At 59.4% G+C, this 19,940-nt stretch carries 18 protein-coding genes; 9 read left to right on the forward strand and 9 right to left on the reverse strand.

Annotated features, from left to right (window positions below):
- Positions 1 to 7: 7 nt before the first annotated feature.
- The 5 genes from CKW17_RS18680 (at position 8) to CKW17_RS18700 (ending at position 7,622) form a co-directional block, all read left to right on the forward strand.
- On the forward strand, positions 8 to 1,582 hold the full coding sequence (locus tag CKW17_RS18680) for an ABC transporter ATP-binding protein (RefSeq protein WP_095120957.1): 1,575 nt from the start codon (positions 8 to 10) through the stop codon (positions 1,580 to 1,582).
- Between the two features lie 140 nt (positions 1,583 to 1,722).
- A complete protein-coding gene (locus CKW17_RS18685) occupies positions 1,723 to 3,129 on the forward strand; it encodes a sigma-54-dependent Fis family transcriptional regulator (protein WP_095120958.1) in 1,407 nt (468 codons plus the stop codon).
- A 294-nt stretch (positions 3,130 to 3,423) separates the two neighbouring features.
- Complete coding sequence (locus CKW17_RS18690) at positions 3,424 to 4,815, forward strand: GntP family permease (protein WP_095120959.1); 1,392 nt, start codon at positions 3,424 to 3,426, stop codon at positions 4,813 to 4,815.
- Positions 4,816 to 4,822: 7 nt separating this feature from the next.
- Entirely contained in the window at positions 4,823 to 5,596 is a 774-nt protein-coding gene (gene hbdH / locus CKW17_RS18695; protein WP_095120960.1) for a 3-hydroxybutyrate dehydrogenase, read from the forward strand.
- A 70-nt stretch (positions 5,597 to 5,666) separates the two neighbouring features.
- A complete protein-coding gene (locus CKW17_RS18700) occupies positions 5,667 to 7,622 on the forward strand; it encodes an acetoacetate--CoA ligase (RefSeq protein ID WP_095120961.1) in 1,956 nt (651 codons plus the stop codon).
- A gap of 4 nt (positions 7,623 to 7,626) precedes the next feature.
- Here the strand turns inward: CKW17_RS18700 and CKW17_RS18705 are convergent, their stop codons facing one another.
- The gene (locus CKW17_RS18705) at positions 7,627 to 8,739 is read right to left on the reverse strand and encodes a PilT/PilU family type 4a pilus ATPase (protein WP_095120962.1); all 1,113 of its coding nucleotides are present in this window, start codon (positions 8,737 to 8,739) and stop codon (positions 7,627 to 7,629) included.
- A gap of 129 nt (positions 8,740 to 8,868) precedes the next feature.
- On the opposite strand from CKW17_RS18705, the gene CKW17_RS18710 reads away from it, so the two are divergent.
- Entirely contained in the window at positions 8,869 to 11,406 is a 2,538-nt protein-coding gene (locus CKW17_RS18710) for a PAS domain-containing protein (protein WP_095120963.1), read from the forward strand.
- Between the two features lie 51 nt (positions 11,407 to 11,457).
- On the forward strand, positions 11,458 to 11,733 hold the full coding sequence (locus tag CKW17_RS18715) for a peptidylprolyl isomerase (RefSeq protein WP_007912322.1): 276 nt from the start codon (positions 11,458 to 11,460) through the stop codon (positions 11,731 to 11,733).
- Between the two features lie 130 nt (positions 11,734 to 11,863).
- Here CKW17_RS18715 and CKW17_RS18720 read toward each other — a convergent pair whose 3' ends face one another.
- The 8 genes from CKW17_RS18720 to CKW17_RS18755 all read right to left on the reverse strand — a co-directional run bounded on the left by CKW17_RS18720 (position 11,864) and on the right by CKW17_RS18755 (position 18,616).
- Positions 11,864 to 12,799, reverse strand: a complete 936-nt coding sequence (locus CKW17_RS18720) for a sugar kinase (RefSeq protein WP_095120964.1) — start codon at positions 12,797 to 12,799, stop codon at positions 11,864 to 11,866.
- A gap of 132 nt (positions 12,800 to 12,931) precedes the next feature.
- Positions 12,932 to 14,146 carry an amino acid deaminase gene (locus CKW17_RS18725; RefSeq protein ID WP_095120965.1) on the reverse strand — a complete coding sequence of 405 codons (1,215 nt, stop codon included), beginning with the start codon at positions 14,144 to 14,146 and terminating at the stop codon, positions 12,932 to 12,934.
- A gap of 39 nt (positions 14,147 to 14,185) precedes the next feature.
- Positions 14,186 to 14,950 (reverse strand): IclR family transcriptional regulator, encoded by a 765-nt coding sequence (locus CKW17_RS18730; protein WP_007912327.1) that lies wholly within the window; start codon positions 14,948 to 14,950, stop codon positions 14,186 to 14,188.
- Positions 14,951 to 15,174: 224 nt separating this feature from the next.
- Entirely contained in the window at positions 15,175 to 15,564 is a 390-nt protein-coding gene (locus CKW17_RS18735; protein ID WP_007912330.1) for a RidA family protein, read from the reverse strand.
- 29 nt (positions 15,565 to 15,593) lie between these two features.
- Positions 15,594 to 16,385, reverse strand: coding sequence for an amino acid ABC transporter ATP-binding protein (locus tag CKW17_RS18740; RefSeq protein ID WP_073474746.1), 792 nt, complete (start codon positions 16,383 to 16,385; stop codon positions 15,594 to 15,596).
- Complete coding sequence (locus CKW17_RS18745) at positions 16,382 to 17,044, reverse strand: amino acid ABC transporter permease (protein ID WP_095120966.1); 663 nt, start codon at positions 17,042 to 17,044, stop codon at positions 16,382 to 16,384. The genes CKW17_RS18740 and CKW17_RS18745 overlap by 4 nt, the downstream gene beginning before the upstream one ends.
- Positions 17,045 to 17,053: 9 nt before the next feature.
- A complete protein-coding gene (locus CKW17_RS18750) occupies positions 17,054 to 17,716 on the reverse strand; it encodes an amino acid ABC transporter permease (protein ID WP_095120967.1) in 663 nt (220 codons plus the stop codon).
- Positions 17,717 to 17,767: 51 nt separating this feature from the next.
- Positions 17,768 to 18,616, reverse strand: coding sequence for a transporter substrate-binding domain-containing protein (locus CKW17_RS18755; RefSeq protein WP_095120968.1), 849 nt, complete (start codon positions 18,614 to 18,616; stop codon positions 17,768 to 17,770).
- A gap of 394 nt (positions 18,617 to 19,010) precedes the next feature.
- On the opposite strand from CKW17_RS18755, the gene CKW17_RS18760 reads away from it, so the two are divergent.
- Both CKW17_RS18760 and CKW17_RS18765 read left to right on the forward strand, forming a co-directional pair.
- A complete protein-coding gene (locus tag CKW17_RS18760) occupies positions 19,011 to 19,409 on the forward strand; it encodes a hypothetical protein (RefSeq protein ID WP_095120969.1) in 399 nt (132 codons plus the stop codon).
- Positions 19,410 to 19,490: 81 nt separating this feature from the next.
- Positions 19,491 to 19,922, forward strand: a complete 432-nt coding sequence (locus tag CKW17_RS18765; protein WP_095120970.1) for a thioredoxin family protein — start codon at positions 19,491 to 19,493, stop codon at positions 19,920 to 19,922.
- Positions 19,923 to 19,940 lie beyond the last annotated feature (18 nt).

The raw sequence follows: 19,940 nt of genomic DNA on the forward strand, positions 1-19,940 counted from the left end.
CGTGGCCATGACTGACAACCTGATTGAAATCCGTAACCTCAACGTTGCCTTCCGTAGTCAGACCGTGGTGCGTGATCTGTGCCTGGACATTCGCCCCGGTGAGTGTCTGGCGCTGGTTGGCGAGTCGGGCTCGGGCAAATCGGTGACTGCCCATTCGATTCTGCAATTGCTGCCGGAAAGCGAAGCGCAAACCACTGGCAGCATTCGCTATCGCGGACAGGAACTGATCGGCGCCGATCCCAAGGTTTTGCGCGAATTGCGCGGTAACCGCATCGCCATGATCTTTCAGGAGCCGATGACCTCGCTCAATCCGCTGCACACCCTCGAAAAACAGATTGGCGAAACCCTGCTGTTGCACCGTGGCCTCGGCGGCAAAGCGGCGCAGGCACGGATCCTCGAACTGCTCGGTCTGGTGGGCATCCAGAAACCCAAGGAACGCCTCAAGGCCTATCCACATCAACTCTCTGGCGGGCAACGGCAACGGGTGATGATCGCCATGGCCCTGGCCTGCGAACCGGAGCTGTTGATCGCCGACGAACCGACCACGGCGCTCGACGTGACGGTGCAGCGCAAGATCCTGCTGCTGCTCAAATCCCTGCAACAACGCCTGGGCATGTCGTTGCTGCTGATCAGCCATGACCTCAATCTGGTGCGCAGTATTGCCCAGCGCGTGTGCGTGATGAAGGCCGGGGAAATCGTTGAGCAGGCGCCCTGCGAAACCCTGTTTACCGAGCCGAAGCATCCTTACAGCTGCGTGTTGCTCAACGCCGAACCCGAAGGCGAAGCGCTGCCTCGAGATGAGCGCGAGAACGTACTGGAAGTCGACGACCTTAAGGTTGAGTTTGTCGTCGGCGGCGGTCTGTTCCAGCGCAAGCAATACCTGCGGGCGGTGGACGGCATCAGTCTGAGCATCCAGCGTGGCAAGACCCTCGGCATCGTTGGCGAATCCGGTTCCGGCAAGTCGACATTGGGCCAGGCGATCCTGCGCTTGCTCGACTCCGAAGGCGGTATCCGCTTTCAGGGCCAGGCGCTCGACGGTCTCAATCAGAAACAGATGCGCCCGTGGCGTCGACAGATGCAGGTGGTGTTTCAGGATCCCTTCGGCAGCCTCAGCCCGCGCATGTCGGTCGCGCAGATCATCAGCGAAGGCCTCGAAGTGCATTGCGAGTCGAGCGCTGACGAGTGCGATGAGCAAGTGATCCGCGTACTCAAAGAGGTCGGCCTCGACCCGGAAAGTCGCCATCGCTATCCCCACGAGTTCTCCGGTGGTCAGCGCCAGCGCATTGCCATCGCGCGGGCGCTGGTGCTGAAACCGGCGCTGATCCTGCTTGATGAACCGACGTCAGCGCTGGATCGCACGGTGCAGAAACAAGTGGTCGCCCTGCTCCGTCAGCTTCAGGAAAAACACGGTTTGACCTATCTGTTCATCAGCCACGATCTGGCGGTGGTGCGCGCCCTGGCCCACGACATGATCGTGATCAAGGACGGTAAAGTGGTCGAGCGTGGCGCCAGTCATGATGTGTTCGATGCGCCACAACATCCGTATACCAAAGAGCTGTTGGCGGCGGCGCATCCGGGGTAGGCATGATCCGGGCAAGTCGAACCACCGTATCGAATTCATCGCGAGCAGGCTCACTCCTACAATGAAATGCGCTTCAACTGTAGGAGTGAGCCTGCTCGCGATGGCGTCATAACAGGCGAAATATCCTCAGGATCTGTCAGATGAACACCACCGAAAGCCTCAAGGACTACCAACGGGTGCGCACCCTGGCGATCCGCTCGCTGTTCGAGATCATCGAGCAATCCAGCGAAGGCACGGTGATTGTCGATCGCGATGCCAACATCGTCTGGATGAACGAACGTTATGCCCGGCGTTTCGGTCTTGAATCGGCTGCCGGCGCAATCGGCAAACCCTGTGAGAGCGTGATTCCCGGCAGCCTGCTGCGCGAAGTCGTGCGCACCGGCCGCCCCATTCTTCTGGACATGCAAGACACACCCAAAGAGCCATTGGTGGTGATGCGCCTGCCGATCCACGACGATGCCGGCACGGTGATCGGTGCGATCGGCTTTGCCCTGTTCGACGAATTGCGCACCTTGTCGCCAATGCTCAAACGTTACTTGAGCATGCAAGAGGAGCTGGCCTCGACCCGCTCTCTGCTGCGCGCCCGGCAAACCAAATACAACTTCGCCCACTTCATCGGCACCAGCACCGCCAGCCTTGAAGTCAAACGCCGTGCCCGACGCAGTGCCAGCGCCGAGTCGCCGGTGTTGCTGCTCGGTGAAACCGGCACCGGCAAGGAGCTGCTGGCCCAGGCCATCCACAGTGCGTCGCCACGGGCACACAAAGCTTTCGTCAGTATCAATAGCGCAGCGATTCCCGAGGCATTGCTGGAAGCCGAGTTTTTCGGCACCGCGCCGGGCGCCTTCACCGGTGCCGATCGCAAGGGTCGTACCGGCAAGCTGCAAATCGCTCAGGGCGGGACGTTGTTTCTCGACGAGATTGGCGATATGCCGCTGCCACTGCAAAGCAAACTGCTGCGTGTATTGCAGGAAAAGGAGTTCGAACCCGTGGGCTCCAATGACGTCATTCAGAGCGACGTTCGCGTGATTGCCGCCACGTCGACCGATCTGCAAGCAGCCATCAAGCGCGGTGAGTTTCGCGCCGATCTGTACTATCGCCTCAATGTGTTACCGATCCAGGTACCGCCGTTGCGTGAACGACTTGATGACCTGCCGGCGCTGAGCGAAGCGATCCTTGAAGAGCTGCGCAGTCAGCATGAGTTGCACCGTGATGCGCTGGCGTTGCTGGGTCAGCATGCGTGGCCGGGGAACATTCGCGAACTGCGCAATGTTTTGGAGCGGGCGGCGTTGCTCAGTGATGACTTGATGCTGACCGAGCAGGATATTCGTGCGGCGATCGGTACGTTGACGCCGGTTGAGCGTGGTTCTGACCCACTGGCTGAGGTGGTGCCAGAGGAAACATTCGCCCAGGCACGCGAGCGGTTTGATCGGCAGTTGATTCAGTCTGCCCTCGCGCAATGCAACGGAAATGTACCGCAAGCAGCTGCTCGGCTGGGGCTTGGTCGGTCGACGCTGTACAAGAAAATGGTGGCGCTGGGGATTGCGTGAGTCTCTATAAAGAGACACGGATCTCATTAATTAGAAAATTCGTCAAGATCAAAAGATCGCAGCCTTCGGCAGCTCCTACAGGGGAATATCGGGTCCGCACTGTAGGAGCTGCCGAAAGCTGCGATCTATTCGGCTTAATGCCGTCTCTATAGTGAGACAAAAACTCTGAAGCCTGCCCTACTTGCATGACATTATCTTTATATTTCAACGTGTTAGATAACTGGCACAGATCTCGCTAACGCCTCTCTCACACCCGTTCCACCCACAAAAATAACAATTCTGGAGAGACACACCATGAGTGTGATCATTGCCTTGGCAGCCCTTACGCTGCTGATGCTGGCTGCCTACCGTGGCTACAGCGTTATCCTCTTCGCACCGATTGCCGCCCTCGGCGCAGTCCTGCTCACCGACCCTTCCGCCGTCGCCCCTGCGTTCACCGGGGTATTCATGGAGAAAATGGTCGGCTTCATCAAACTGTATTTCCCTGTATTCCTGCTCGGTGCGGTATTCGGCAAGTTGATCGAACTGTCGGGTTTCTCCCGCTCGATCGTTGCCGCCGCCATTCGCTTGCTCGGCACCAAACAGGCAATGCTGGTGATCGTGCTGGTCTGTGCCCTGCTCACCTACGGCGGCGTATCACTGTTCGTCGTTGTGTTTGCGGTCTATCCGTTTGCTGCCGAGATGTTCCGTCAGAGCAATATTCCCAAGCGTCTGATCCCGGCCACCATCGCGCTTGGCGCGTTTTCGTTCACCATGGACGCCCTGCCCGGCACGCCGCAGATCCAGAACATCATTCCCAGCACCTTCTTCAATACCACCGCGTGGGCGGCGCCGTGGCTGGGTGTGATCGGTACAATTTTCGTGTTCTGCGCCGGCATGCTGTTTCTCCAGCGTCAACGCAACAAAGCGCAGCGCGCCGGTGAAGGCTACGGCACTGAACTGCGCAACGAACCGGAAACCGCCGAAGACCTGAAGCTGCCGAACCCATGGATTGCCCTGTCGCCGCTGCTGGCAGTGGGCATCATGAACCTGCTGTTCACCCAGTGGATTCCGCAGTGGTATGGCAAGACTCACAGCCTTGCGCTGCCGGGCATGGCCACACCGGTCACCACTGAAATCGCCAAACTGACGGCGATCTGGGCGGTGCAAGCGGCTTTGCTGGTTGGCATTCTGATGGTGTTGGCGTTCGGTTTTCAGGCGATTCGCAGCAAGCTCGCCGAGGGCAGCAAAAGCGCGGTCAGCGGTGCGTTGCTGGCGGCAATGAACACCGCGTCGGAATACGGCTTCGGCGCAGTGATCGCTTCGCTGCCGGGCTTTCTGGTGCTGGCTGACTGGCTCAAGCAAATCCCCAATCCGCTGGTCAACGAAGCCATCACCGTGACCCTGCTCGCTGGCATCACCGGGTCCGCATCCGGCGGCATGAGCATTGCGCTGGCGGCGATGTCCGAGCAGTTCATCAGTGCGGCCCACGCCGCGAACATTCCGCTGGAAGTGCTGCACCGCGTAGCCGCGATGGCCAGCGGCGGCATGGACACCCTGCCGCACAACGGCGCGGTCATCACCCTGCTGGCCGTCACCGGCCTGACCCACCGTGAAGCCTATAAAGACATTTTCTGTATTACGCTGATCAAGACCCTGGCGGTTTTCGTAGTGATCGGCACTTTCTACGCCACTGGCATTGTGTGAGGTATTCATGACGACTCTTTCCGGCAAGACCGCACTGGTTACCGGTTCCACCAGCGGCATCGGTCTGGGCATCGCGCTGAGCCTGGCAAAGGCTGGCGCGAATCTGATTCTCAACGGCTTTGGTGATGCGTCCAAAGTCATCGCTGAGGTCGGGCAATTCGGCGGTAAAGTCGGCCATCATCCGGCCGATGTCAGTGACCCGGCGCAAATTGCCGACATGATCAATTACGCCGAGCGCGAGTTCGGCGGTGTCGACATTCTGGTCAACAACGCCGGCATCCAGCATGTCGCCGCCGTGGAAGAGTTCCCTGTCGAGCGCTGGGATTCGATCATCGCCATCAATCTGTCCTCGGTGTTTCACAGCACGCGCCTGAGCGTGCCGGGTATGCGCGCCAAAGGCTGGGGGAGGATCATCAATATCGCCTCGGTGCATGGTCAGGTTGGCTCGACGGGTAAGGCAGCTTATGTGGCCGCCAAGCACGGCGTAATCGGTCTGACCAAAGTGGTCGGTCTGGAAACCGCGACCAGCAACGTCACCTGCAACGCGATCTGCCCGGGCTGGGTGCTGACGCCACTGGTACAGAAACAAATCGATGATCGCGCCGCCAAGGGTGTCGATCCACAGCAGGCGCAGCATGATCTGCTGGCCGAGAAACAACCTTCGCTGGAGTTCGTCACACCGCAGCATCTGGGCGAGTTGGTATTATTTTTGTGCAGCGAGGCTGGCAGTCAGGTTCGTGGGGCAGCGTGGAATATCGATGGTGGCTGGCTGGCGCAATAATTCGCCCTCGGCACAGATGGGTCTTTGGCACACAGACTGTGTGCATGAATCAGATAACAAGAGGCACGCAATGTCCGACATCCTCTGGCAACCCGACGCCAATCGTATCGCCCGATCGCGCATGGACGCGTTCCGACGCTTCGTCAATCAGCGCCATTCGCTGGACCTTCATGACTACCCTGCCCTGCACCACTGGAGTATCGATCAGCGCGCAGCGTTCTGGCAGGCCATCGTCGATTTCTTCGATATTCGTTTCCATAACCCGCCAGATGCCGTGCTGCGCGAAGGCCCTTCAATGCCCGGCGCCGAATGGTTTCCCGGCGCAACCGTGAATTTCGCCGAGCATCTGTTGCGCCGTCGCGATGACGCCGTAGCGGTGGTGGCCGTGGCCGAGAATGGCCTGCGTGAACAACTGACCTGGGCCGAACTCGCAGAGCACGTCGGCGGTTTTCAAGCCAGCCTGCAAGCCGCCGGCGTTGGCCTCGGCGACCGGGTGGCTGCGTGCATGCCCAACACCTGGCAAACGCTGGTGGCGATGCTCGCAACCACCAGCCTCGGCGCAATCTGGTCGTGTTCTTCACCGGACTTCGGCACCCACGGTGTCATCGACCGCTTCGGCCAGATCGAACCGAAGGTGTTGATCACGTGCGCCGGTTACCGCTATGCCGGCAAAGAAATCGATCAAACCACCAAGCTCAACGAAATCCTTGCGCAACTGCCGTCGCTGCAACAGCTGATCATCGTGCCGTATGCCCGTGCACAAGCCCGCTGCGAGGATTACCGGACGCAGGCTGACGTCACGCTCTGGGATGATTTCTACCAACCCGGCGAAGCACCGCGTTTCGTACCGGTGCCATTCAATCATCCGTTGTACGTGCTGTATTCCAGCGGCACCACAGGCGTTCCGAAATGCATCGTCCACAGCAGCGGCGGCGTGCTACTGCAACACGTCAAGGAACACGGGCTGCACGTTGACCTCGGCCCCGCTGATCGCCTGTTTTACTACACCACCTGCGGCTGGATGATGTGGAACTGGCTGGTCTCGGCGCTCGCGGTCGGCAGCGCCGTGGTGCTGTACGACGGTTCGCCGTTTCATCCCGCCAATGATCGCTTGCTGGATTTGATCGACGACGAGCGCATCAGCGTGTTTGGCACCAGTCCCAAGTTCCTCGCCACCCTGGAAAGCGGTGGCAGCAAACCCCGCGAAACTCATGATCTGGTCAGTTTGAAAACCCTGCTGTGCACCGGCTCTGCCCTGTCGCCGCAGAGTTACGATTTCGTCTACCGCGACATCAAGTCCGATGTCTGCCTGGCCTCGATGTCCGGTGGCACCGATATCGTCTCGTGCTTCGTCAACAGCAATCCGCTGTCGGCGGTACGTCGCGGTGAAATCATGGGCAAGAGTCTGGGCATGGCCGTTGAAGTGTGGAATGACGCCGGCCAGGCGGTGGTCGGCGAGAAAGGCGAACTGGTCTGCACCCGGCATTTTCCGGCGATGCCGATCGGGCTATGGAACGATGCTGATGGCGAAAAGCTGCGAAAATCCTATTTCAGCCTGTTCCCCGGTGTCTGGGCGCAGGGCGATTACGCTGAACAGTTGCCCCATGGCGCAATGCTGATCCACGGTCGCTCCGATGCAGTGCTCAACCCGGGAGGCGTGCGCATCGGCACGGCGGAGATTTATCGGCAGGTAGAGAAAGTCCCGCAGGTGCTCGACAGCGTGGCCATCGGGCAGCAATGGCAGGATGACGTGCGAGTGGTGTTGTTTGTGCGCTTGCAGGATGGCGTTGAACTGGATGCCTCCCTGCAGGAGCAGATTCGCCAGGTGATCCGCGCCAACACCACGCCACGTCATGTGCCGGCGAAGATCGTCGCGGTTACGGATATCCCGCGCACCATCAGCGGCAAGGTCGTGGAACTTGCCGTGAGAAACGTGGTGCACGGGGAACCGGTGAAGAACACCGATGCACTGGCCAACCCGCAAGCGTTAGAACAATTTCGCAACAGAAACGAATTGAGCTGTTGATCCTCTAGTCCATCAATCCCCACTCACCCGAAGAGGATGGCGGCAACCCGGGGCCGGCATCGTCATGCAATTTCAAACGCAACCGCAGGTTGTTTACCGAGTCCGCATGTTTGAGCGCCTCTTCCTCACTGATCACTTTCTCCACCACCAACGCAAACAGTGCGGCATCAAACGTCTGCATGCCGAGCTCGGCAGACTTCTCCATGATGCCCTTCAACTCGGTGAATTCGTTTCGACAAATCAGATCCGTCACTGTCGGTGTACCCAGCATGACCTCGACCGCGGCCCTGCGCTGTCCGTCCAGCGTGCGCACCAACCGTTGTGAGACAAAGGCTCTCAGGTTATTGCCCAGCGCGTGCAACAACTGCGGGCGACGCTCTTCGGTGAACATGTTGGTGATCCGGTCTAGCGCTTGGTTGGCATTGTTTGCATGCAGCGTTGAAAGCACCAGATGCCCGGTCTCGGCAAACGCCAGCGCATGTTCCATGGTTTCGCGGTCACGAATTTCGCCGATCAGCACCACGTCCGGCGCCTGGCGCAGGGTGTTCTTCAATGCGGCGTGAAAACTGCGGGTGTCGACGCCGACTTCTCGCTGGTTGATGATTGAGCGTTGATGCCGGTGGATGTACTCGATCGGGTCTTCAATGGTGACGATGTGCCCGCTACTATGGCGGTTGCGGTGGTCGATCAATGCCGCCAGCGAGGTCGATTTGCCCGAATCGGTGGCACCGACAAACAGGATCAGGCCCTGTTTGAGCATCATGGTTTCAAGCAACACCGGCGGCAGTTTCAGGTCTTCGAAGCGCGGGATGTCGAGTTTGACGTTACGGATCACGATCGACACATCGTTGCGCTGTTTGAAAATGTTGACCCGGAAGCGGCCAATCCCGGTACGCGAGATCGCCAGGTTCATTTCCAGATCCCGGTCGAACTCCCGGCGCTGCTCGGCGTCCATCAGTGAGGCGGCGACAGTCGCCACCTCGCCGGGTTTGAAGGGTTGCTCGCTTAGCGGCGCAAGCACGCCGTCGAACCTTGCACTGGGTGGCGCGCCCGTGGACAGAAACAGATCCGAACCGTGCCGGCTTGCCAGTTGTTTAAGCAGTGCGTCGATTTCCATGACAAAAAGCACCCGTGAAGCTTGCAATGAACAGAGAGGGGGCCGCGCCGTGACGCACGAGGCCATACCGCGTCTACCGAACTAGGATAGTAGACGCCGTCTCACCGACTGACGCTCAGGACTGATGTAATGAATGCTGTACCGACCACTGACGATGCCCAAGTAATGATCGCCCGAACGGATTGGAGTCGTACTCCGTTGGGCGCGTCTGGCACCTGGCCGCAGAGCTTGCGAACCGCGGTGGACATCGTGATTCACTCGCCGATGCCGATGCTGCTGCTGTGGGGCGCGGAGCTGACGCAGATCTACAACAACGGCTTTGCCCTGCTCGCCGGGAGCAAGCATCCGCACGCTTTCGGACAACCTGCGCACCAGATATGGCCAGAACTTCGAGACTTCACTGACCCGATTTACAGCGCCGTCCTACAAGGCCAGGTGCGCACCTACAGTGAGCGGCGTTTCACCTTGCAGCGTGAGGGCAAGGAATCGGATTTCTGGCTTGATCTGACTTACAGTCCGATCCGCGATGAGAGCGCGCAAGTGGCCGGGATTCTGGTGACCGCCATCGAAACCAACGAGCGCCGGCGCATCGCGCTGGAACTGCAACAACGCTCCGATGACAGCCTCAAGGCCCAGCGCGAAACCGAAGAGCGCCTGCAACTGGCGCTTGCCGCAACTGATGCAGTCGGCACTTGGGACTGGGACATCGGCGAAGATCGCTTCATTGCCGACGCCCATTTCGCCCAGTTGCACGGCATTGATCCGGCGCGCGCCGCGCAATTGCCCATCAGTGATTACCTGCAAGGCGTGCATCCCGAAGACCGCGCGCTGGTCGCCCGCAGCATCAAGCATTGCATCACTCACGGCACTGAATATGCGGAGGAATACCGCTTGTTGCTGCCCGGTGGCGAACAGCGCTGGGTGTTTGCCCGCGGGCGCTGCTACAAGGATCACCATGGCCGCCCGGTGCGTTTCCTCGGTGCTGCACTGGATCTGACCGAACGCAAACACACCGAACAGGCATTGCGCCAAAGCCAGACCGAGCTGCAGTTGATCATCAACGCCATGCCGATCCTGATCAGTTACGTCGACCACGAGGAACGTTTTCGCCTGAACAACGCGGCGTATCTCGACTGGTACGGGCTGACTCCGCAGGAGTTGTACGGCCGCACAATTCGCGAAGTGATCGGCGAAGAGGCCTATTTTCTGCGCGCAGCGTATATCGCCGAAGCGCTGGCCGGCCGCCCCTGTTCGTTCAGCCTCTATACCCATCACCGTGACGGCAGCGCCCGGCATGCGCTGATGAACTACTTGCCGCGTCACGGCCCCGATGGAGCGGTCAACGGTTTCTACATTTTCGTGATCGACGAAACCGAACGCAAAAAGACCGAAGAAGCACTGCGCAATCTCAATGAAACCCTTGAGGAGCGGGTCAGCGCCCGCACGGATCAACTGGCGCAGGCCAATCAACGTTTGCAGAACGAGATGTTCGAGCGTGAGCGCGCCGAAGATGCGTTGCGCCATGCACAGAAGATGGAAGCGGTCGGCCAGCTCACTGGCGGCATCGCCCATGACTTCAACAACATGCTCACTGGGATCATCGGAAGCCTCGACCTGATGCAGCGCTATATCGCAAATGGTCGGGCCGACGAGATCGGCCGTTTCACCGAAGCAGCGGTGTCCTCGGCCAACCGTGCAGCAGCCCTCACCCACCGTTTACTGGCGTTTTCGCGGCGCCAGTCGCTGGATCGCAAGACCCTGAACGTCAACGAGCTGATCCATTCGTTGGAGGATCTGATCCGTCGCACCAAGGGCGATCCGATCGAACTCACCTTGCGTCTGGCCGAAGACGTGTGGCCGGTCAGCACCGATGTCAGCCAACTGGAAAATGCCCTGCTCAATCTGGTGATCAACGCCCGCGACGCCATGCCCGAGGGTGGTGAGCTGCTGATCGAAACGGCCAATGTCTATCTCGATGGCAGTGACCTTACGACGCTTGAACCGGTCAAGGCTGGCGACTACTTGATGTTGGCGGTCAGCGACAACGGCACTGGCATGACGCCTTCGGTGCGCTCCAAGGCCTTCGATCCGTTTTTCACCACCAAACCCATCGGCCAGGGCACGGGCCTCGGGTTGTCGATGATTTATGGTTTTGCCCAGCAATCCGGCGGCCATGTCAGCCTCGACAGTTTGCCGGGCCAGGGCACTTGCGTGCGCCTGTACTTGCCGCGTTTGCATGGCATCGAGCCTGAATGCCCGTATGTCGAGCCGATCGAGCAGACGTCGCCCACTGCAACAGGTGAAACCGTGGTGGTGGTCGAGGATGACCCGGCGGTGCGCATGCTGGTCACCGATCTGTTGAAGAGCCTGGGTTACCTGGCTCACGAAGCGGAAGACGCCAAGACCGCCCTACCGCTGCTGGAGTCGGATTTGCGCGTGGATCTGCTGGTCACCGACGTTGGCCTGCCGGGCATGAATGGTCGGCAACTGGCAGAGATCGCCCGCCAGCATCGGCCGACCCTCAAAGTGCTGTTCATGACCGGGTATGCGCAGAACGCCGCCGAGCGTCAGGGCTTCCTGGAGGATGGCATGGACATGGTCGCCAAACCGTTTGCCATTGAGCTTCTGGCCAGCAAGATCCGCACGATGCTCAGCCAAACGCCTTGACTTGAGGCATAATCCGCGCCCCGCCGTCACCCCGTTATCAGGTACCGCACGATGAAAGCCCAAGCCCGCCACATTCTGGTGAAAACCGCCGAAGAGGCCGAACAGCTCAAACAACGCATCGCCAAGGGTGAAGCGTTTGACGTGTTGGCCAAGAAATTTTCGACCTGCCCGTCCGGCAAGCGCGGCGGCGATCTGGGTGAAGTGCGGCCGGGGCAGATGGTTGGTGCGATCGACGCGGTGATTTTCAAAAAGCCGCTGCGCACGGTGCATGGGCCGATCAAGAGCAAGTTCGGGTATCACCTGGTGCAGGTGTTTTACCGCGATTAATACTTTCCTCACTGGAGCTGTGTAGGAGCTGTCGAGTGAAACGAGGCTGCGATCTTTTGATCTTGATCTTGATCTTGAAAAACAAGATCAAAAGATCGCAGCCTTCGGCAGCTCCTACAGGGATTGCATTTCAGGTTCTGGGGATCAGTGCTCCTGGCACCTGAATCACTTGGCTGGCCAGCAGATGCCCGGCCTCGGCAGCCTCCGCCGGACTGCCGCCCAGCAATCGACTGGCCAGATACGCCGCACTGAACGAATCCCCCGCCGCTGTGGTGTCCATTACCGTTTCAACCTTCTGCGCCGGCACTTCGAATGACTCACCATCACAACGAATCAGACACGCCTCGGCCCCACGCTTGAGCACCACTTCCGGCGTGCCGAACTGCGCGTAAGCGGCAAACACCGCTTCGCCATCGGCGAAACCGAACAGCGCCTGTTCGTCATCCACCGTCAGCAACGCCAGATCAACGTACGGCAGAACGCTGCGATAAGCGTCCCGCGCGGCTTCCACCGAGGTCCACAAGCGTGGCCGATAGTTGTTGTCGAAAACGATCCGCGCATCACGCTGGCGCGCTTCGACCAGGGTCTGGATCAAGCGTTCACGCCCCAGCGCACCGAGCACCGCCAGAGTAATGCCACTGAAATACAGCACATCGTAATCCGGCAACGCGGCCAGAATCGGCGCGGCGGCCGGGGTGGTAAAACAGTCGCGAACCGCCGCTTCGTTGCGCCAATAGAGGAAACGCCGCTCACCGTTGGCGTCAGTCTGAATGCAATACAGGCCCGGCAAGCGTCCGGGTAGACGCTGAACCAGATCGAGGCCGATACCTTCGTCGGACCAGATCTGGCACATGGCGTCGCTAAAGCTGTCATCGCCCAGCGCGGTGACGTAATCAACCCGGGCCTTGTCGCCCATGGCGCGGGACAGGTACACCGCGGTGTTCAGGGTGTCGCCGCCGAAGCTTTGCTGCAGGCTGCCGTCGGCGCGTTGCTGCAGTTCGATCATGCATTCGCCGATCAGGGCGATGCGCGGGGTGTTCGGGCCGAGGGGGCTGAGGGTGTTCATCTTGTGCTGTCTCTGTTGATGCGCGGGTGTCTGGACTGGCGCCTTCGCGAGCAGGCTCTCTCCCACAATTTGGAATGCATTCCCCTGTGGGAGCGAGCCTGCTCGCGAATGGCCGCGACTCGGTCTCAAGCGTTAGAAACAGGTCTCCATGCTTTCGATCACCGACAACTGCTCATCCACCAACAACCCCACGCGCCACTTGTCGAACGTCAGGCACGGGTGCGACGTACCAAAGGAAATGATGTCCCCGACCCGCAACTCAATCCCTGGCGCCACAGTCATGAACGCGTGCTGATCCATCACCGCCGTGACCTTGCACGCACCGACATCCTCGCCCACCGCTGGTACCACTCCGGCCTTGTAACGCAACAACGGCACCGGCAAACCGGCATCGAACGCGACATCGCGCTTGCCCAGTGCAATTACCGCAAAACCCGGCTCCGGCAGCGATTGCACGTGGGCCCAGACTTCCATTGCTGGACGCAGGCCTTCGTGCAAATCGCTGCGGCGGTCGAGCACGCAGCATTGCGCCTCTTTGTAGATGCCATGGTCGTGCGCCACATAACTGCCCGGACGCAACACGCTAAGGAAGCGCCCAGCCGCATTCTGCGCTTCGAACGATTCGGCAATCAGGTCGTACCACGCCGAGCCCGAGGCGGTGATGATCGGCTTGGCGATGGCGAACGCGCCGCTGTTCTGCAACTGCACGGCCAGACGCACCAGTGACGCGGCGAATTCGCGGATACCGCTGACCGCGTGATCACCATGAATCACGCCCTCATAACCTTCGATACCGGTCAGGGCCAACGCCGGTTGCGCGTTGATCGCTTTCGCCAGTTCGATGACTTCCTGCTCGCTGCGGCAACCACAACGACCACCGACCACGCCGTACTCGATCATCACGTTGAGCTTCACCCCGCGCGAGGCGAAGTAAGCGCCAAGATCGGCGACGTTGTCCGGGTGATCGACCATGCAGTAGAAATCAAACGTCGGGTCGGCGAGCAGATCGGCAACCAGCGCCATGTTCGGCGTGCCGACCAGTTGGTTGGCCATCAACACGCGGCGCACACCATGGGCGTAAGCAGCCTGGGTCTGGGTCGCGCTGGCGAGGGTGATGCCCCACGCGCCGGCGTCGAGCTGACGTTTGAACAGTGCCGGGGTCATGCTGGTTTTGCCGTGGGGCGCAAGTTCCGCGCCGCTGTCGCTGACAAACTTCTGCATCCAGTGGATGTTGTGCTCCAGCGCTTCGCGATGCAGCACCAGCGCCGGCAGGCTGACGTCACGCGTCAGGTGCGCGCCGATCGCAGCGTTGCCCTTTTCCACAGCGTTTTTGTTGGCAGTCGTCATGGTCGAACTCCTCACTTTCGCGGCCGCAGGCAGCCGCGGTTATTCGTTGATGCGCCGGGCGAGGCTGTTGGCGCTCTCGATCAGCACCCGGCGATAGTCGTTGTAATTGTTCTTCGCATCGGCCCGTGGAGCGACGATGCACAACGTGCAAATCGCTACGCCTTGAGGGTCTTTGACCGGTGCGGCGAAGCAATGGGTAAAGGTGTCGGCAACGCTGTCGAAGGAGAAAAATCCATCGATGCCGGCCTGACGGATTTCCGCGAGAAAACGCTCCAGCGGCAGACGTTCGCCATCGGGCAGGATGAAGTCGTCTTCGTCGATCAGGTCAATGATCTGTTGATCGCTCAAGTGCGCGAGCAGCAGGCGTCCGGAAGCCGTCCACGGGATTGGCGCGTTTTCGCCGATGTCTGAGGAAATGCGGAAATGCCGCTCGCCCTCCTTCATCAACGCCACCGTGTATTTGCGTCCGTTGAGCAGGCACATCTGCGCGGTTTCATGGGTCTGGCTGACGATCTCCTGCAAGGCGTGATCGGCCTCGCGACTGAGGTCGAAGTGACGCAAGTGCGCCTGACCGAGAAAGTACAACTGCCGGCCCAGATAGACGTGACCGTCCTTGCCCACCGGCTCCAGAATCCGTCGTTCCAGCAGCGAAGCGACCAGTTCGTAGACCGTGGATTTCGGGCTGCCGATGCCGTTGGCGATGTCGTTCGGGCGCAGCGGCTGGCCGATCTCCTTGAGGAAATCGAGGATATCGAACGCCCGGTCCAGACCGCGTGCCCGGCGTTTGATGGTGTCTTCGGTCATTTCAGTGGGTTCCCATTCAAAGTCGCCGGATGGTAACTGGCCCTTGGTGTTGTGTCAGTTGGATTGCTGCCCTCACCCCCCGCCCTCTCCCAGAGAGAAAGAGCCTGACCGTATCAATGTAAATGTAAGCGTCATACGCAAAATCGGCATCGATACAGATAAGTCCCCTCTCCCTTGGGAGAGGGTTAGGGTGAGGGGCTGCGGCCTAAGCAACGCAGCAATTTTCAAGCCTTTTTCTTGTACGCAATGCAGTCGATCTCGACCTTGCAGTCGACCATCATGCTCGCCTGCACACAGGCCCGCGCCGGTGCGTGTTCCGGTTTGAAGTATTCGCCGAAGACCTTGTTGAAACTGCTGAAATCCCGCGGATCGTCCAGCCACACGCCAGCGCGCACCACGTCTTCGAGGCCATACCCGGCCTCTTCGAGAATCGCGATCAGGTTCTTCATGGTCTGGTGAGTCTGCTCGACGATGCCGCCGACAATGATCTCGCCATCCACGGCCGGCACCTGGCCGGACACATGCAGCCAGCCATCCGCTTCAACAGCGCGAGCGAATGGACGGGGCTGGCCGCCAGCGGCGGTGCTGCCGGTGCCGTAACGGGTAATGCTCATGGGTACTTCTCCTGATTACAAATCGAAAGTTAAAACCGCGTGCTCTTGAGAAACTCGGCCAGACGCGGCGATTGCGGGCGCTCGAACAGTTCCTTGGGAGGCCCCTGCTCTTCGATTCGCCCCTGATTCATGAAAACGATCTTGTCCGAGACCTCGAAGGCGAAACGCATCTCGTGGGTCACCAGCAACATGGTCATGCCGTCTTCGGCCAGGCCCTTGATGACGTTGAGCACTTCGCCAACCAGTTCCGGGTCGAGGGCCGAAGTGACTTCATCAAACAGCATCAGGCTCGGGTTCATCGCAATCGCCCGAGCAATCGCCACGCGCTGTTGCTGACCGCCGGACAACTGACCGGGAAAGTGATTGCGCCGCTCCAGCAGGCCAACGCGCTCCAGCCATTTCTCGGCGAGCACCACTGCTTCGTCCTTGTGCATCTTCTTCACCTTGAGCAGGCCCAGGGTGACGTTCTGCAACGCGGTCAGATGCGGAAACAGGTTGAATTGCTGGAACGCCATGCCGGTCATCGCGCGATGGCGGGCAATGACTTTTTCCGCGTGACGCACACGCTTGCCGTTGACCTCGTCATAGCCGATGGATTCACCGTCGAGCAGGATCTGCCCGCCCTGGAATTCCTCGAGCATGTTCACGCAACGCAGCAGCGTTGTCTTGCCCGAACCGCTGGAGCCGATCAGCGTGACCACGTTGCCGCGCTGCATGCTCAGATCGACACCCTTGAGCACTTCGACCGCGCCGTATTGTTTGTGCAGGCCGCGAATGTCCAGCAGCGCCTGATCCTGTGAAGCAACTTGAGCTTGAGTCATGGCAGGGCCACCCGCTTTTCAATGTGCCGGCCGAGTAATTCGATGCCGTAGTTGATGACGAAGAACAGAAAACCGGCGAACAGGTAGAACTCCAGGGTCATGAAGTTCCGGGCGATGACCTGTTGCGTGCTGAGCAACAATTCGGCGACGCCGATCACCGACAACAAGGTCGAAGCCTTGACGATTTCAGTGGACGAGTTGACCCAGGTCGGCAGGATCTGCCGCAAGGCCTGAGGCAACAGCACGTAGCCTAGGGATTGGTAGAACGTCAGGCCGATGGCCTGGCTCGCTTCCATCTGCCCGCGCGGCAACGCTTGCAACGCGCCGCGCACGATCTCGGCAACGTGCGAACCGCAAAACAGCGTCAGCCCCAAGGCACCGGCCTGAAACGCGCTGATCTGCCAACCGAGTGCCGGCGCCATATAGAAGCAGGCCAGCACCAGCACAAATACCGGCGTACCGCGGATCAGGTCGACGTAAAAACGGAACGGCGCGCGCATCCAGAACTTGCCGTAGGTCAGCACCAGACCGGTGACCACGCCGAGCACAGTGCCGAGCAGAATCGCCAGCGCCGACACTTGCACACTGGTCAAAAAGCCCTGCCACAGCGGCTCGCGCGCCACCCACAACTCATGTAACCAACTGGGCGATTCGTACATCGCAGCCTCCTATCGGCGGATCGCCAGACGCTGCTCGAGGTAACGCAGCAGCATGGCAATGAGGTAACAGGCCGCGACATACAACGCCGTGGTCACCAACCAGGTTTCAATCACCCGGTAGCTCTCGACGTTGATCTTGCGCGCGTAATAGGTCAGCTCCGGCACCGCAATTGCGGCGGCCAGCGAGGTGTCCTTGAACAGCGAAATGAAGTTGTTCGACAGCGCCGGCAAGACATTGCGCAGCATCACCGGCACCGTGACGTAGGCCTTGACCTGCCACTCGCCGAGGCCGATGGCCAGCCCGGCTTCGCGCTGCCCTTTGGGGATGCTCAGTAAACCGCCACGGAAGACTTCGGTCAGGTACGCCCCGGCATACAACGACAGCGTGATGATGAACGAGGGAATCTTGTCCAGACGAATGCCCAGGCTTGGCAAGGCAAAGTAGATCAACAGAATCAACACCAGAATCGGCGTATTACGCACCACCGTGACGTACACCGAAGCCAGCACCCGCAAGGCGCGATGCTTGGAAAGCAAGGCAAACGCCATCAGCAGGCCGATCACGCAGCCGAAGGCGATCGACACCAGCGCCAGTTCGAGACCCAGACCGAGCCCGGCCAGCAAAGTGTCGAAATCGCGCCACACGGCGGCAAAGTTCAACTGATAGTTCATGGTCAGCAGTACCTTGAGCGGGGCGACGGGAATCGCCCCACTCTCACGGGATCATTTGAATTCGACTGGGAAACCGATGGCTGGCGACGGCAGATCTACACCGAACCACTGCTTGAACGACGCCGCATAAGTCGGGAATTCAACGCCGGTCATGGCTTCATGCAGCGCGGTGTTGACGAAGTTCAGCCAGTCCTGATCGCCACGCTTGACTGCGCAGGCGTAGGTTTGCGGGCTCCACGCATAGCTTGGGCTGCGGTAGCGGCCAGGGTTCTGCACCATCAGGTATTTGACCGAAGACTGGTCGGTGGCGGCGGCATCGGCGCGACCGGAGTTCACCGCCTGATACATCAGGTCAACGCTGTCGTACTGATCGACCTTGGCCTTGGGCAGCGCCTGATGCACCAATTCTTCGGCGTACACGTTCTGCAGCACCGCCACGGTGACGTCATCGCCTGCCGCTTGCAGGTCTTCGATTTCCTTGTACTTGCTGTTGTTCGGCAACAACAGGCCAACGCCTTCGCGGTAGTACGGCAAGGTGAACGCGACTTGCTGCGCACGGCTGGCGGTGACGGTGATGAACTGGCAGCTCATATCGACCTTGTCGGTGAGCAGATTGGGAATCCGCGCATCGGACGACTGCACCACGAACTCGACTTTGCTCGGGTCGTTGAACAGACCCTTGGCGACGATTCTGGCGATGTCGATATCAAAGCCCTGCAATTTGCCGTCCGCACCCTGAAAGTGCCACGGCGCATTGGTGCTGCCAGTGCCGACAATCAATTTGCCACGGGCCAGAACACTGTCGAGCTTGCTGTCGGCTGCCTGGGCCAGGCCCATGACAGCGGACGAAGCCGCAAGAACAAAAACACATGCTTTGAACAACGAAGGACGGCGATGCATGGCAAGCACTCCAGGATGGTGTTTATTCCGCTATACCGGAACACGGTTTGTTACTACGGAATAGACAGCAGAAAGTGTGCCACAGGATTCGTTGTAAATCGTGTGAGTTTTGAAAATTCATTGAATTCATTGAGTTAAGAGAGATGAACGCAGCCTGCTTACGTGCTCGGCTTTTTCGGCTGCGCTACGGAACGCTACCTTTCTGGGAAGGAATGCCACATCGGAGTGCGCCGCTTGATGTTTGCCCTCAGGCATCACAGCTACCGTTCATCGGATTTAGCGCTCCACCTGTCAGACCTGACAGTTGTCGATTCGGGATGCTAGTCGCCTAATCGCTCAGTGCGCCCATTTGGCGCAGCATCAACTCACTCTGATATCAGAAAAGGACTTTGAAATGGCTAACTTAATCAAGAACGGCGACTTTTCCCAAGAAGGCAATGAATGGACAGCGTCCAATCCCGACAATGTGGTTTATGAGGAGGGCTACTGCCTGATCGGCTCCCAGGACTCTATTAGTCAGGACGTCGTAATTGGTAACGGCGGGACGTTCAAGCTGTCCGCGCGGTTGAAAACCGACCGTGGGTTTGGAAGTCGTGTATCGGTTCAACCGCATCCTACCGGCGAGCCAACTTATCTTTACGCCAGTGGCGGGCAGCCGTGGACAGAGGCTTCGGAAGTCTTTTCGGTACAAACTGGCACTCTCAAACTCACCATCACGTTGCTGGCGAACGATGGACCGTTCGATGAGAAGGGATCTTACTTTGACGACTTAGAACTCTTGCGTCAGCCCTAGCCAGCCTTGATACCTGAAAGCGGCTTGCTGTCCATCAGTGAGCTGCTTCCTTTTCCAGATATGAACACGAGAAGGTTTTCCATGGACGAGATGGCCGACTGCTCCAAGTTACCCTCCACTTACCGCAAAGCGCTGAAAACCTGGCGCCCGGTAATCCTGTATTTCGCCAACGAACATTGCCCCGCCTGCGAGTGGGCCGGTCCGATTTTTCGCCAGACTGCCGAGCCGTACCGGCACCGCGCCAATATCTACATGCTCAATACCAGTGAAACTGCGCGTCATCCGCTGGTGACCGAGACGCCAACCGTGCTGTTTTACAAGAACGGCAGGCTGGTGAAAAAACTCAAAGGCATCGGCACTGAAGAAAGCCTCGCGCGGGATTTCGCCGAGCATGTCGGCAAGACCAAAGTGCCCACTGCGCCCCGAAAGCGAACGCATGATCTGTCTTGGCTGCGTCGAACATTTCGTACTCTGCGCACTGTTCCTCGGGCACGCCTGCGGAGTCTGTGTTGAACATGCGGACTGAAAAAC

The organism is Pseudomonas sp. Irchel s3f10 (genome assembly GCF_900187515.1).
In the GTDB taxonomy this organism is placed as follows: Bacteria; Pseudomonadota; Gammaproteobacteria; order Pseudomonadales; family Pseudomonadaceae; genus Aquipseudomonas; species Aquipseudomonas tensinigenes.

Bases quoted from the DNA above. Each gene is read 5' to 3' on its own strand.
- CKW17_RS18745 (WP_095120966.1), bottom strand. From the start codon at position 17,044: ATGTACGAATCGCCCAGTTGGTTACATGAGTTGTGGGTGGCGCGCGAG.
- CKW17_RS18750 (WP_095120967.1), bottom strand. From the start codon at position 17,716: ATGAACTATCAGTTGAACTTTGCCGCCGTGTGGCGCGATTTCGACACT.
- CKW17_RS18705 (WP_095120962.1), bottom strand. From the start codon at position 8,739: ATGGAAATCGACGCACTGCTTAAACAACTGGCAAGCCGGCACGGTTCG.
- CKW17_RS18755 (WP_095120968.1), bottom strand. From the start codon at position 18,616: ATGCATCGCCGTCCTTCGTTGTTCAAAGCATGTGTTTTTGTTCTTGCG.
- CKW17_RS18700 (WP_095120961.1), top strand. From the start codon at position 5,667: ATGTCCGACATCCTCTGGCAACCCGACGCCAATCGTATCGCCCGATCG.
- hbdH (WP_095120960.1), top strand. From the start codon at position 4,823: ATGACGACTCTTTCCGGCAAGACCGCACTGGTTACCGGTTCCACCAGC.
- CKW17_RS18725 (WP_095120965.1), bottom strand. From the start codon at position 14,146: ATGACGACTGCCAACAAAAACGCTGTGGAAAAGGGCAACGCTGCGATC.
- CKW17_RS18710 (WP_095120963.1), top strand. From the start codon at position 8,869: ATGAATGCTGTACCGACCACTGACGATGCCCAAGTAATGATCGCCCGA.
- CKW17_RS18720 (WP_095120964.1), bottom strand. From the start codon at position 12,799: ATGAACACCCTCAGCCCCCTCGGCCCGAACACCCCGCGCATCGCCCTG.
- CKW17_RS18765 (WP_095120970.1), top strand. From the start codon at position 19,491: ATGGACGAGATGGCCGACTGCTCCAAGTTACCCTCCACTTACCGCAAA.
- CKW17_RS18760 (WP_095120969.1), top strand. From the start codon at position 19,011: ATGGCTAACTTAATCAAGAACGGCGACTTTTCCCAAGAAGGCAATGAA.
- CKW17_RS18690 (WP_095120959.1), top strand. From the start codon at position 3,424: ATGAGTGTGATCATTGCCTTGGCAGCCCTTACGCTGCTGATGCTGGCT.
- CKW17_RS18680 (WP_095120957.1), top strand. From the start codon at position 8: ATGACTGACAACCTGATTGAAATCCGTAACCTCAACGTTGCCTTCCGT.
- CKW17_RS18735 (WP_007912330.1), bottom strand. From the start codon at position 15,564: ATGAGCATTACCCGTTACGGCACCGGCAGCACCGCCGCTGGCGGCCAG.
- CKW17_RS18685 (WP_095120958.1), top strand. From the start codon at position 1,723: ATGAACACCACCGAAAGCCTCAAGGACTACCAACGGGTGCGCACCCTG.
- CKW17_RS18730 (WP_007912327.1), bottom strand. From the start codon at position 14,950: ATGACCGAAGACACCATCAAACGCCGGGCACGCGGTCTGGACCGGGCG.
- CKW17_RS18740 (WP_073474746.1), bottom strand. From the start codon at position 16,385: ATGACTCAAGCTCAAGTTGCTTCACAGGATCAGGCGCTGCTGGACATT.
- CKW17_RS18715 (WP_007912322.1), top strand. From the start codon at position 11,458: ATGAAAGCCCAAGCCCGCCACATTCTGGTGAAAACCGCCGAAGAGGCC.